Here is a 12846-nt window from a genome sequence, read left to right as displayed (position 1 = left end):
AGCGTGTCGCAGCAGTCATCGTGGATGAACCGGTGGGCTGGATCGACGCCGACCGCTACCTGGACGAGTTGAGACAAGGGATGTACCGGCCGGAGTGGACCTGGATCGCCGAGGACGACGGGCGGATCGTGGGCCGTTCCTTGTGGTGGGGGCAGCAGGACAGCGCTCACCCCGTCGCCCTGGACTGTCTGCATGTCGACCCGACGCTCCCCGACCGCGCGGAGGTGGCGGCCGGGCTGCTGACCACCGCGCTGCGGGCGTTCGCCGACGCCGGAGCGCCCAAAACCCCGCTGTACAACCTGACGCTGCCCGTCGGCTGGCGTGACACCCCGGACGCAGTGGCCGCCGTGGAGTGGCGGCGCCGGGCCGCCGTGGCAGCGGGCCTCACGCACGAGGTGGAACGGCTGCGCCTGCAATGGACGGCTGACGTCGGCCTCCCCGCGTCCGGGAGCCGGCTGACGTTCGCCCCCGCTTCGGACGAGGAGTTCCTCCGGCTGTTCCGCCGGATAGCCGTCGGCAGCCTGGACGACGAGACCCGCAGGAACATCGCCGTCAAGGGGGCCGAAGCCACTGCCAGGGACGAGATGGACTTCTATCTCGGCTGCCCCGGTCGGCGTGAGTGGTGGCGCGTGGCCCACACCCCGGACGGGCAGGTCGCGGGCCTCGCCCTCCCCTCCGCGACACCGTATGCCCGCAACGTGGGCTACCTGGGCGTCGTCCCCGAGTTCCGCGGCCATGGGTACGTGGACGACCTCCTCACCGAGATCACCCGCATCCACGCGGAATCCGGTGCCGAACTGATCACAGCCACCACGGACACCGGCAACGCCCCCCTGGCCGCGGCCTTCGCCCGTGCCGGCTACCGGACTTCGGAGATCCGCATGCTGTATTCGGCTCCGGTGGCGTAGGGCGGAGCGACGGAGGCCCCTGCGCCCGAGGGAGACGGACAGTTGATGAAGGGCGGCAGCGGGCGCGCCGTATGGAGAGAGCCATATGAGCCGTATGAGCCGTATGCAGAGAGGAGAGCCGGTCTGATGCCGGTTTTTGTCGAAGAGTTCACCTTGGCCGGGAGCGACGGCGGTCCCTACGCGCTCACCACGGGCCCGGATGGGGCGCTGTGGTTCACACTGGTTCACAGCGGGGGCATCGGGCGTCTCGTGCCCGGAGGGGTACACACGCACCATCAACTCGATCCGGACTGCGGGCCGACGATCATCACTGTCGGGCCGGACGACGCCTTGTGGTTCACCGAGCACCGGGCGCACCGCATCGGCCGGATCGCCCTCGACGGTGAGGTCGAGGAATTCACCGTGCCGACTGCGGAGTGCGGTCCGTTCGGAATCGCCGCAGGGCCGGACGGAGCGCTGTGGTTCACCGAGACCGCCGCCGACCGGATCGGCAGGATCACCACCGACGGCCGGGTGGCCGAGTTCCCGCTGCCGGCCACGGGGGCCTACCCCTCCGCGATCACCGCAGGCGCCGACGACGGGATGTGGTTCACCCTGAACCAGGCCGACGCGATCGGGCGGATCGGCATGGACGGAGCCGTCACGCTGCACCCGTTGCCGACCAGGTCCGCCGCCCCGGTGGGCATCGCGGCCGGGCACGACGGGGCGGTCTGGTTCGTCGAGATCGGTGCAGGACAGATCGGGCGGATCACTCCCGACGGCAAGATCACCGAATACCCGCTGCCCGACCGCACGTCCCGGCCGCATGCCATCACCCCCGGCAGCGACGGCACGTTGTGGTTCACCGAGTGGGCCGGCAACCGGGTGGGCTCCGTAACCCCCGACGGCACTGTCACCGTGCACGACCTGCCGACCCCGGGCTCGGAGCCGCACGGGATCGCCCTGGGCCCGGACGGAGCTCTGTGGACAGCGCTGGAAATCGGCGCACTCGCCCGCGTCGACGTCCGTGTCCGCACGCAGCGAAGCAACCTACAACGAGGGAACGAAAGGGAACGCTCATGAAGTACGCACTCGTGATCTTCGAGACCGATGAGTCGCGCCACCGGATCCGGGCCGACCGGACCGCTCACCGCGCGGCGTACGAAACCTGGATCGGCAAGATCGCGGCGGCAGGCAAACTGATCAGTGGCGATGCCCTGGACACCGAGTCGGCCTCCGCGACGACCGTGCGCAAGACCACCGAAGCAGCGCCCGCCACGGTGACCGACGGGCCCGCCCACCCCGACGAGGAGACCCTGGGCGGCTGGTTCCTCGTCGACGTGGCCGACCGAGAGGAAGCCGTGGAACTCGCCAAGGGGCTCGGCACCTTGGAGACCATCGAGATCTGGCCGGTGCTCGAAGGCGGCTGAGGACGGCCCGTTGCGGCATCGTCCCTCCCCCGACGTACAGTGTCGATCATGATGCTCGGTTGCTGGCGGGGGGCGGACGGTGCAGGGGCGCGCAGAAGAACGACGCCACATTGAGCGGATGCTGGCCAACTCTCGACGCGGAGCGAGCAGTTCACTGCTGCTGCACGGCGAGGCCGGCATCGGCAAGACCACTCTCCTTCAGCATGCGGCCGCCCACGCCGACGGCATGCGCGTGCTGCGGGTCGAGGGCATCGAGTCGGAGATGGAGCTCGCTTTCGGAGGGCTCCATCAGCTCTTCCTGCCGGTGCTCGATCTACTCGACCGGCTGCCGGGACCGCAGGCCAGGGCTCTGCGCGCCGTCTTCGGACTGAGCGACGAGCCCGTACGGGACCGTCTCACCCTGGGGCTCGCCACACTGTCGCTGCTGTCCGAGGCGGCCACGGACCCCCTGCTGTGCCTGGTCGACGACCTGCAATGGCTCGACCGGCCGTCCGGGGACGCGCTGACCTTTGCCGCCCGGCGGCTGCGGGACGAAGGCATCGTCATGCTCTTCGCCACCCGCGGCTCCTCGCCGGAGAGCGGATCGAGGGCGCTGCCGCGCGTACACATCACCGGCATCGACCGGCGGTCGGCCGTGGCGCTGCTGCCCGGCCTCGCTCCCCCGGTCGCCGAGCACATCCTCGACCAGGCGCAGGGAAACCCGCTGGCGCTGAGAGAGTTGGCCGCCGCGCTGACCCCGGCGCAGCGCGCCGGACAGCTGGGGCCGCTGGCGCCGGCCGAGGCGCGGCCCGAGCTGCCCCATCAGCTCCAGGACGCGTTCGCACAGCAGATCCGCCGCCTTCCCGACGCGACCCAGCGCGCTCTCGCGGTGGCCGCGGCCGACGACACCGGGGACCTTCCCACCGTGCTGGCAGCCGCGGGCCGACTCGACGGAGAGGTCGGGGATCTGGAGCCCGCCGAGCGTGCCGGACTGGTCTTCGTCTCCGCGCAGAAACTGCGATTCCGGCACCCCCTCATCCGGTTCGCCGCCTACCAACAGGCCCCGCTGGCCTGGCGGATCGCGGCGCACCGGGCGTTGGCGGCGGACTTGGACGGCGTCCAGCACGCGCACCGGCGCGCCTGGCACCTGGCCGCCGCGACGACCGGCCCGGACGAAGAGGTCGCCGCGGAGTTGGAACGGGTCGCCGAGTGGGCCGGAAGCAGGCAGGCGATGGCGTCCGCGTCCGCGGCGTACGAGCGGGCCGCCCGCCTGACCGCCGATCCGCACCGGCACGCCCGCCGCCTGATCACCGCCGCGCAGAAGGCGAGCGAGGCCGGCCAGGACGAACGGTGCCGCGCTCTCACCGACCAGGTGCCCCTGCCGTTGCGGGACCCAGGGATGGCGGCGGACTTCGCCCGCGTACGCTCCGTGGTCGAGCTCGGCTATGGCAGCCCCCGCCGGGCCGCCCGCATCCTTGCCGACTGCGCGGACACGATCTCGGCCGACCGCCCCGACAAGCTCGCGCCGCTGCTGACCGACGCCATCCACGCGGCGTTCTGCGCGGGCGACGCACCCCTCATGGTGGAGATCGGCGTCCGCACACCCCATCTGCCGATCCTGGCCGTGCCCGCCCGCCTCCTGGCGGGCGACCTGCCCGGCGCGCGCCGAGCCCTGGACGCTCTCGTACGAGCCGGACGCCTCGTCGACGTCGGGCTCATGGACCAGTTGGTGACCGCGATCTACTGCCACCTGATGGCCGATCACGCGACCGCGCACGAACTGGCCGCCGCGGCGGTCGCCCACTGCCGCGAGCAGGGCATCGGTGGATGGCTGCCCACCACACTGCATCTGCGCGCCCAGGTGGAGCTGGCGCTCGGCCGGCTCGACGACGCGCACGCACACGCCACCGAAGCGCTCCGGCTGGCCGACGGCTACGACCTGGACCACCGAGCAACCCATCTGCGCGCACTGTTGGCGGTGCTGGCAGCCGTCCAAGGGGAGGAGGAGCAGACCCGGAGAATGGCCGAACAGGCATTGGAGTACACCCGCCCGCGCGAGGTCGGACGGGGCACGGCGGAGGCGCTATGGGCGCTGGGGCTGCTCGACCTCGGCCTCGGGCGGGCGCAGGACGCGCTGCGCCATCTGGAGGCCGCACGGCAGGCTGCGGGCCACCCCATCCTGGCCCGGCACCTGTTGCCGGATCTGATCGAGGCGGCCGTGCGCGCGGGACATCCGGAGGGGGCCCGGGCACCCGCGGACCAGCTCATGACATGGGCGGCCGACCTCGGACAGCTCCACTTCACGGCGCAAGCGCACCGCTGCGCGGCCCTGACCAGCCCGGACGCACAGGCCGAGCAGCACTATCTGGCCTCCTTGGGCCTGCACGCAGACGGCAACGACTTCGATCGAGCGCGTACCCAACTCCTCTACGGCGAATGGCTGCGTCGCTCGCGCCGCAAAATGGACGCCCGCGACCAACTGCGCACCGCACTCAAAATCTTCGATCAGCTGAACGCCCGGCCCTGGGCCCACCGCGCTCGCACGGAACTCCAGGCAGCCGGCGAAACCCACGACCCGTCCGATGCCACCGACTCCCCTCTGACCCGCCTGAGCGCCCAGGAGCGCGAAGTCGTCCGCCTCGCGGCCACCGGCGCCACCAACCGCGAAATCGCCACGCACCTGTTCCTGAGCCCACGCACCGTCGGCCACCACCTCTACCGCGCGTTCCCCAAGCTCGGCATCAGCTCCCGAACAGAGCTCGCCGACCTGCTCACGCCCTGACGGGCACAGAAAAACAGGGAGGCAAGGCCACGCAGCGCGAGGGCGTTGTGCGGGGCGAAGACCTCGTTGACGTGTCGGCCTTCGCAGAACACGGGATTCACACGGAAGGTACGCGGAACGCCCACCAGAGCGAGCCAGGACACCACCGTCTCCCGCGCCAGCTCAGGGCCCAGCGGCTCGACGAGGACCGCGAGGGCGACCGCAGTGATGGTGAAGAACAGTACGCGTCGTCTCCAGAAGGCCAAGCGGCCATGGGGGAAATCCCGTGATTCCGGTAGGAGTCGGAAGACGAGACATGACTCCAGCGAGAAGAAGCGCAGTGCCCGGGGCATCTGGAGCGAGACGACCCGCGGGCGCCAGTCCGCCGAGAAACGGAGAGCCGCCACCAGCCGCTGACGTGCGGGCCGGCGGAAGGAGAACCCGGGAAGCGGATGGGGCAGAAGCAGCGCCGCCCGCTTGCGGAAGTGCTCGTACAGGTCTTGGTCGCCGGGCACCGGCGATGACGAACTGCTCGGGTCGCAACAGCGCCTGCGGCTGCTGGAGTTCCCAGAACAGCGACTCCCCCTCCCCGCAACGCATCACGGGTGAGCCGGCTGGAGGACATGAGTGTGGACACCGCAGGACGCCAATCCCTGTCCCTGACTCCGCCCTTCGCCGCTCCCAGCGTCTCGGTCTTGTCGTCCAGACCGATGAACGGCCCGATGCCGGCCGCTCCTTCAGCTCCCGTGCGCGTAGCGCCGCACGGCACCGTGGCCACACGACCAGCGTGACGAGCACGGCGACCGCGAGGAATCCCAGCGGCACGCCCGCAATATGCGTCCCGCGGCGAGCCGGTAGGCGCCGGCGACGAAGGACAAGACGAAGAACAGCAGGAACCGCCACGGCCCAGGAGCCACACCCCGCAGCGAACCGCCGCCGTGGTGCGACATCGTCCAGCGCCCGCCTCCACGGTTCCCCGCCCCGCAAGGTAGGCGGCCCCCGAGGTGCACCGACGCACGGCGCGCTGCCGCCGCTGTATGAGCCTCCAGCAGCCGGGCCGCGAACAGCACATTGGCGCCCTCACGCAGGGCATCGGGGAAGACGTACTTCTCGCAGACCGGCTGGCGATCGACGCGACGGCGACGGCGACGGCGACGGCGACGGCGACGGCGACGGCGTCCAACGCGGGTGGCGAGGTGGTGGAGGTCATGGGAGGGAGTAGACCAGCGGCTTGCGGCGGCAGTTGGGACGCTCGATCCTTACCGGCTGCGGCCTGGGTGAGCCTGCTCTGTAGCCCCGCTGCCTACGCGCACGCTTGGATGCACTTCGCGTTCGATGCGCGGCATGATCTCCGGGATGTAGATCTTCTGGATGGCGTCACCGGCATCGTGAGCCTCCCAGTCGGCGCGGCCGGCCCAGCGCTCGACCAGGACGAACCGGCTAAGTGTCGGCGTTTCGCGCGCCCATGGAGCCGGTCCTGACCTGGGATTGTGAGGCCACCAGGGGTGAGCTTCGATGGAACCAGGAGCGGGGCCGGAGGCGGGACCTCGCGAGCAAGTCCGGCTCCCGGCCGGGCGGGCCTCCCGTATGCCTGTTGGTGGGGCACAGCAGGCCGTACCCCGGGCAGACAGGCGGTGCCGGGCGCGTTGTGCTGGGGGCAGAACTCACGGCTTCTGCAATGCGTACACCTCGTACGGCACGGCGTGTCCGCCCTCGGTGTGCTGATCGGATGTGCCGGTGCGAGTCAATCCGGCTTTGGCCAGTACGCGTCCGGAGGCCGGGTTGGCGAGGTGGTGCACGACCTCTACGCGGTCCAGGCCGGCGGCACTGAAGGCGAAGGTGACGACGTGCCCGGCGGCTTCGGTGGCGTAGCCGTTGCCCCAGGTGTCTTCACGGAGGATGTAGCTGATGGTGCCCAGGGACGCGGACCGTCGCCGCGGGGCGGTCAAGCCGATCAGTTCGTCGGTGGTCCAGGGTGAGGGCCTTGCCGGTGGTGTACCGGACCGATGCGCCGCTGTAGATGCGGGGCCCGATGGCGCATGGGTGGTACGAGAGGAGGGCCTCCCGGCCTTCGAGCGACTGCAATGGCGATTCGGGCAGCGCGGCGCGGCCGCCGCTCAGCTGACCGGGCAGTGGACAGGTGAGTTGGACGGATGGCTCGGGCGGCCCTGCGGCCGCTATTTCGCCAGCGCCCCCGCAGCACATGCGTCCTCCGTATCCGCCGGCTCACCTCCGCCTGCTCCGTGCAGGCGGAGGTGATCTCTGTGAGCTCGACGGAGGAGTGGTTGACAAACTTGGCGCGAGTCGTCAAGTTTGTACACATGATGAGCTCGAACGAGGGCGGCCCGCCGCGCGGAGCGAGGCGGGATCGCCGTACGGGAATTCTTGACGCGGCGGCCGTGACCCTTTTGCGGCACGGCTTCCGGAAGGCGTCCGTGGATGAGGTGGCACGGCTTGCCGGCATCTCACGTCAGGGCCTCTACCAGCACTTTCCCACCAAAGACGCGCTCTTCTCCGCGACGATCGACTATCTGCTCGAAACGAGCATCGCCTCGTCGCGCACCGCGCTGGAAGCGCCCGGGATCGTGCTGGAGGAGCGGATCCTGAACGCATTCGAGTCGATGGCCGGGGGGACACTCGTATCGCGCTTGGATGAAATCCTCGAAACCGCAGAACGACTCACAGGGCGCCTCGCCGCAGAAATGGAGGCGGAGATCATCGCCGAATTCACGCGAGCCCTGGAGGGCACCTCGGATTCAAGCCCTTGGCGGCGGAACGGCGATACCCCGGAATCCGTCGCCATTGTGCTCTACGCCACCTCGGCCGGGCTCAAGCGCATCGCTTCCTCAGTGCCCGACTACCTCGACAGGATGCGACAGGCCATCCGCTTCATCTGCAATCCCTGAAAAACCAAAGAGACGGATGACGAGCATGAACAAGTCCATCTTGATCACGGGCAGCACCTCCGGAATAGGACGCGCGGCCACCACCGAGTTCGCCGCACACGGCTACCGGGTGTTCGCCACCTACCGATCCGACGTCCACAGAGCCGAACTCGCCTCCATCGACAACGTCCACCCGATTCATATGGATGTGACCGATGCCGGCGATCTTGAGCGGGCATACGCGACTATCGCGGCGGAAATCGGAGAAGACGGACTTTACGCCGTGCTCAACAATGCTGGCATCACCCACTCGGCGCCATTCGAATTCCTGGAAGAGAGGCGTATGCGAGAGGTCATGGAGGTCAACGTCATGGCCCCGTACCGCCTCACCCAGACGTTCATTCCCCTGCTCGTCGCGCACAACAAGGGCAACCATGTGAAAGCACGGGTGGTGAACGTCGCATCTTGGGCGGGTCTCATGGCAGCGCCGTTCATTGCTCCCTACAACGCCTCGAAATTCGCAGTGGTGGGACTCACCGAGTCCATGTTCTACGATCTGCGACTCCTCGACATCCACACGGTCCTCGCCATACCGGGCCTCACCAAGACACCCCTTCTGGCGAAGACCACCGGGGCCGGGGCGGCTTCCCTGAACGCGATGCCGGCAGAGGGCCGAGCGCGGTACCAGAACCTCTTCGATCACTACGCGAGCATGAGCGCAAGCTCGGCGGATCTGCCCATGCTCGCCACTCCCGAGAAGGTCGCCCACAAGCTCCGCCGAATCGTCGACAAGCCGAAACCGCGGTTCAAGAACCACCTCGGCGTCGACGCGAGCCTCGTCGACCACGTGATGACCCGACTCCCATGGGCCGCCCGGGTGGCGATGAACAACCGGATGTACAAGCTGAGCAGCACACGCGCCTGAAACCGTGCCGGTGAGAACAGGCCACGTCCGTACGGCCCAGGTACAGGAAGAACACACCATGCAACTCGCACCACACCTCCACCGCCTCGGCAACGACATCGTCGCGACGTATCTCATCGACACTCCGGAGGGGATCACCCTCATCGACGCCGGATTTCCCGGCCACTGGCGCGACCTCGAGAAGGAAATCAAGGAACTCGGCAAGCGGATCTCCGACATCAAGGGCCTGATCCTCACTCACGGGGACTGCGATCACATCGGCTTCGCGGAACGTCTGCGCAGCCAGCACGGCGTGCCGATCTATGTACACGCGGCTGACGCCGACCAGGCTCGAACAGGTCAGAGGCCGAAGGCGACCACCGGTCCCATACGCCTCGGCCCGGTCCTCGGCTTCTTCGCCTACGCCCTCCGCAAGGACGGCCTCCGCGCGAGACACGTCCAACAGGTCGAGGAGGTCGCGGACGGAGACGTACTACCGCTCCCCGGCGAACCCGAGATCATTGGGCTCCCGGGCCACTCCCCCGGCAGCATCGCCATACATGTCCCCGTCGCCGACGCGGTCATGGTCGGCGATGCGTTCGTCACCCGACACTTGCTCACCGGACGCCGTGGCCCACAACCCGCGCCCTTCTCCCAGGACCCCGAGGGGGCGGCGTCGTCCTTGGCACGACTCGGTGAACTCGATGTGTCGTGGGTCCTTCCCGCTCACGGTGCCCCCTGGCGTGGGTCGCCGGCCGAAGCGGTCGCCGCCGCACACGCAGGGGTCAGCACGTGAAATCTCCAACGCGGACCGGTTCGCCCGCCCACCGGTCCGGCGTAGTGGTGGCGATGACTCCCAGGACGCACTGAGCCGGGGCGGGTGGGCAAAAGTGGATCCTGGGCGTGAGACGGTCTTGGTTCGTGGCGCGTGGAGATCTCACGGACGGGCCGCCCGAGAAGTACGGGCCGTGTGGCCGTGTGTACGACCACCGCGTTGAGGACCGTTCCTCTCGTGAGTCGCGCGGCGTTGAGGGCATCCACCGAATGGCGCCACGGCCCCTGGAAATCGCAGAGGCTGTGCAGGGCCGAGTAACGGCGGGGGCCGGCCGCCGCCCGGCGGTCACCTCGCCCAGCGAGCCGGTTACCGGGTGAGGAGGCTGATGCCGAGCATGCGTGCTCCGGTCTCGGTGCGCGGGCGGTGTGTGCTGCCGGGCGCGAACACCACGTAACTGCCCGGCCCAAGCCGCTCCCCCCGGTCGAGGAACTCCCCCGCGATCACGTAATAGCGTTCCTCTCCCTCGTGCACATCCACCTCCGGCCACTCGGCCCCAGGGGCGAAGTCGTACATCCACCCACGCGCCCACTCCGTGGCCGGCAGACGACGTCGGATGATCCCGGGGACGACCTCCACCGCTTCGACCTCGTCAACGTGCAGGATCTGAACATCATTCGGCTCTTGCGTCATGAAGCCATCATCACGGCGGGCCCCGTCTCGGCGCAGTGCCTGGAATGACACCCACAGGTACATTCCTGCCATGACCATCCATCGGGTGATCGCCCTCCTCGTGCCACCGCAGTCCACGTTCGAGCTGGCATGCGCCGCCGAGGTCTTCGGCGTGGGCAGGCCCGGACTGCCCACCCATTACGAGTTCGGCGTGTGTACGGAACATCCGGGGACCGTTCCGACCCTGGCGGGGTACGACATCCTCGTACGGCAGGGCTTGGCCGCACTCGAGACCGCGGACACAGTGGTGATCCCGGGCTGGCAGCACTCCGAACGGCTCGTATCGCCTGTTGTGCTCGACGCGATACGGAAAGCCCACCGGCGGGGCACCCGCATCGTCGCGATCTGCTCGGGCACCTTCCTCCTCGCCCAGGCGGGGCTGTTGGATCACCGCAGGGCGACCACCCACTGGCGGATGGCCGCCGACCTCGCCGCCCGCTTCCCCGATGTCCAAGTCGAGCCCGACTTGCTCTACATCGACCTCGGCGACATCGCCACCAGCGCCGGCACCGCTGCCGGCATCGACCTGTGCCTGCACCTGGCCCGTGCCGACCACGGGGCCGCCCACGCCGCGCAGATCGCCCGGCACATGGTCATGCCCCCGCACCGCGAAGGTGGCCAACTCCAGTACGCCGCTCCGGCCCGCGCCGAAATGCCGCCGGAGTCCCTGGCTCCTGTTCTTGACTGGGCAATCGAACGGCTGCACACGCCCCTCACCGTCGACGACATCGCCGCACGGGTCGGAGTCTCCCCTCGAACGCTCGCCCGCAGATTCGTGGACCAGATCGGCATCGCCCCCGGCCGATGGCTGCTCCAACAGCGCGTCACGGCGGCCCGGGCCCTACTGGAAGAGACAGACCTCCCTGTGGAGGCGATCGCTACCAGAGTTGGCCTGTCATCAGCCGCAAATCTCCGCAGACGTTTCCATGCCATGGTGCACACGACGCCTGCCGCCTACCGCCGTTCCTTCGGCCGCCGCACGGACTGAAGGCGGCTGCCGCCCGCTGCCTCTGGTCGCATCTGGACCTGGCCACCGCTATCCACCGCTGCCGCTGCCCCGCTGGACCTGGACGCCGACCCGCCGGCTGTCACAGAACTCCGCGCGAGCGCAGCGACCGCGCATACGTCATGGGCGGCGGCTTCCTCCTCTCTGCCCGCGGGTTTCTCCGGATGACCCAGGTGCGAACCGACTCGGCGCTCTGGTTCAGCCTCCCCGGCGCCTCCCTGTACTCGGGTGGTCTGGTCGCCGCCGTGACTCCCGCCAACGAACTGGCCCTCGGCGCGGCCCCGCCGGAACGTGCAGGATCAGCCACGGCCGGGCCACGCTCGGCGACATGCTGGGCGACCGCGTCGACGCCAGGACGCGCGTACCGCTCCAGGGACCGTACGGACACGTGACGGGAGCGGGCCAGCAGCATCGACGTGGAACGAGATCATCCTCGCCAACCGCACTGTGGACTTGCGTGTTGGCGTCTACTTGGTGCGGTGGGCTACGCTGCGCGACCATGAATACCGGGACGGCCTCGCGCCACACACGGATCGGTGACCCGGTGCTCCTCTGAGCGCCGTACGGGCCAGTGCGGGCCCGCTGTTCGAGCGAGGACTTGGCGCTGCTGCGCGAGCTCCGCCCCTGTCGTGTTGATCACAGGCTCAACACATCAACCACGACAGGAGAATTCATGCCCACCAAGACGTTGCAGATTCCCACCGCGGACGGCCAGGCCGACGCATTCGCCGCCTTCCCCGACCGTGGCGAGCAGCACCCGGGGGTGCTGATGTACGCGGACGGCTTCGGCATCCGGCCCGTGCTGCGGGAGATGGCCCGCGAACTGGCGGGGCACGGGTACTACGTGCTCGTCCCCAACCTCTTCTACCGGCACGGCCCGGCACCGGTGGTCGAGCTTCCCGAGCACATCGGAGAAGAGGTCCGGCCCGCGGTCTTCGCCCAGTTGATGCCCTTGATCGAGGCGCACACCACCGAACGTGTTCTGAGCGACGCCGACGCCTACCTCGAGTTCCTCACCACCCGGCCCGAGGTCGGAGCCGGTCCGGTCGCGGTGACCGGCTACTGCATAGGCGGCCTCTACGCGATGCGCACCGCCGCGGCCCACCCCGACCAGGTGGCCGCCGCCGCCGCATTCCACGGCCCCGTGGGCGTCGACGGGCCCGACCTGTTCTCCAAGCTCACCGCCCGGGTCCACCTCGGCCACGCCGAAGGCGACATGACACCCGAGGCACTCGGCGAGCTCAACCAGGCCCTGGACGTCGCAGGTGTCAGCTACACCTCCGAGATCTACCCCGGCACCATTCACGGCTTCACCATGTCCGACACCGACGCTTTCAGTGCCTCCGGGCTGAAGCGCCACTGGGAGCGCCTGCTCCCCCTCCTGGCCCGCACCCTGGACAGGGAGGAGTGACCGCCCTTTCCTCGAACCCCCTGGTCCCACGCCTCTTGGCAGCCCTCGGACGGCGGCAAGCCCCCGGGGGCCGATGCCG

The 12846-nt window shown here is 69.2% G+C and carries 11 protein-coding genes; 9 read left to right on the top strand and 2 right to left on the bottom strand.

The features are described 5' to 3' along the window. The first annotated feature begins 20 nt into the window (after window positions 1-20). From AB0C66_RS17475 to AB0C66_RS17460, 4 genes are all read left to right on the top strand, one after another. Window positions 21-908 carry a GNAT family N-acetyltransferase gene (locus AB0C66_RS17475; RefSeq protein WP_362438572.1) on the top strand — a complete coding sequence of 296 codons (888 nt, stop codon included), beginning with the start codon at window positions 21-23 and terminating at the stop codon, window positions 906-908. A 126-nt stretch (window positions 909-1034) separates the two neighbouring features. Next, window positions 1035-1970 carry a virginiamycin B lyase gene (locus AB0C66_RS17470; protein ID WP_362438828.1) on the top strand — a complete coding sequence of 312 codons (936 nt, stop codon included), beginning with the start codon at window positions 1035-1037 and terminating at the stop codon, window positions 1968-1970. After that, window positions 1967-2317, top strand: a complete 351-nt coding sequence (locus AB0C66_RS17465) for a YciI family protein (RefSeq protein ID WP_362438569.1) — start codon at window positions 1967-1969, stop codon at window positions 2315-2317. Before AB0C66_RS17470 ends, AB0C66_RS17465 begins: the two co-directional genes overlap by 4 nt. A gap of 79 nt (window positions 2318-2396) precedes the next feature. Continuing rightward, a complete protein-coding gene (locus AB0C66_RS17460; protein WP_362438566.1) occupies window positions 2397-5078 on the top strand; it encodes an AAA family ATPase in 2682 nt (893 codons plus the stop codon). A 1643-nt stretch (window positions 5079-6721) separates the two neighbouring features. On the opposite strand, the gene AB0C66_RS17455 is transcribed toward AB0C66_RS17460, so the two are convergent. Beyond that, window positions 6722-7006, bottom strand: a complete 285-nt coding sequence (locus AB0C66_RS17455; protein ID WP_362438563.1) for a GNAT family N-acetyltransferase — start codon at window positions 7004-7006, stop codon at window positions 6722-6724. A gap of 372 nt (window positions 7007-7378) precedes the next feature. Between AB0C66_RS17455 and AB0C66_RS17450 the strand changes: the two genes are divergently transcribed. From AB0C66_RS17450 to AB0C66_RS17440, 3 genes are read left to right on the top strand one after another with little or no spacing between them, the layout of a single operon-like run. Continuing rightward, a complete protein-coding gene (locus AB0C66_RS17450) occupies window positions 7379-7963 on the top strand; it encodes a TetR/AcrR family transcriptional regulator (protein ID WP_362438560.1) in 585 nt (194 codons plus the stop codon). 25 nt (window positions 7964-7988) lie between these two features. Further along, window positions 7989-8867 (top strand): SDR family NAD(P)-dependent oxidoreductase, encoded by an 879-nt coding sequence (locus tag AB0C66_RS17445; protein ID WP_362438557.1) that lies wholly within the window; start codon window positions 7989-7991, stop codon window positions 8865-8867. 58 nt (window positions 8868-8925) lie between these two features. Continuing rightward, window positions 8926-9642 (top strand): MBL fold metallo-hydrolase, encoded by a 717-nt coding sequence (locus AB0C66_RS17440; protein WP_362438554.1) that lies wholly within the window; start codon window positions 8926-8928, stop codon window positions 9640-9642. Window positions 9643-9987: 345 nt separating this feature from the next. Here AB0C66_RS17440 and AB0C66_RS17435 read toward each other — a convergent pair whose 3' ends face one another. Further along, window positions 9988-10311, bottom strand: coding sequence for a cupin domain-containing protein (locus AB0C66_RS17435; RefSeq protein ID WP_362438825.1), 324 nt, complete (start codon window positions 10309-10311; stop codon window positions 9988-9990). A 70-nt stretch (window positions 10312-10381) separates the two neighbouring features. Here AB0C66_RS17435 and AB0C66_RS17430 point away from each other — a divergent pair, with 70 nt between their 5' ends. Further along, window positions 10382-11338, top strand: coding sequence for a helix-turn-helix domain-containing protein (locus AB0C66_RS17430; RefSeq protein ID WP_362438551.1), 957 nt, complete (start codon window positions 10382-10384; stop codon window positions 11336-11338). Window positions 11339-12029: 691 nt separating this feature from the next. Beyond that, window positions 12030-12767, top strand: coding sequence for a dienelactone hydrolase family protein (locus tag AB0C66_RS17425; protein ID WP_362438550.1), 738 nt, complete (start codon window positions 12030-12032; stop codon window positions 12765-12767). Window positions 12768-12846 lie beyond the last annotated feature (79 nt).

The sequence above is a fragment of the Streptomyces sp. NPDC048636 genome (assembly GCF_040650655.1).
GTDB lineage: Bacteria > Actinomycetota > Actinomycetes > Streptomycetales > Streptomycetaceae > Streptomyces.
The sequence above is the reverse complement of the archived record's forward strand: the minus strand, read 5'-3'. Positions and strand labels throughout refer to the sequence as shown.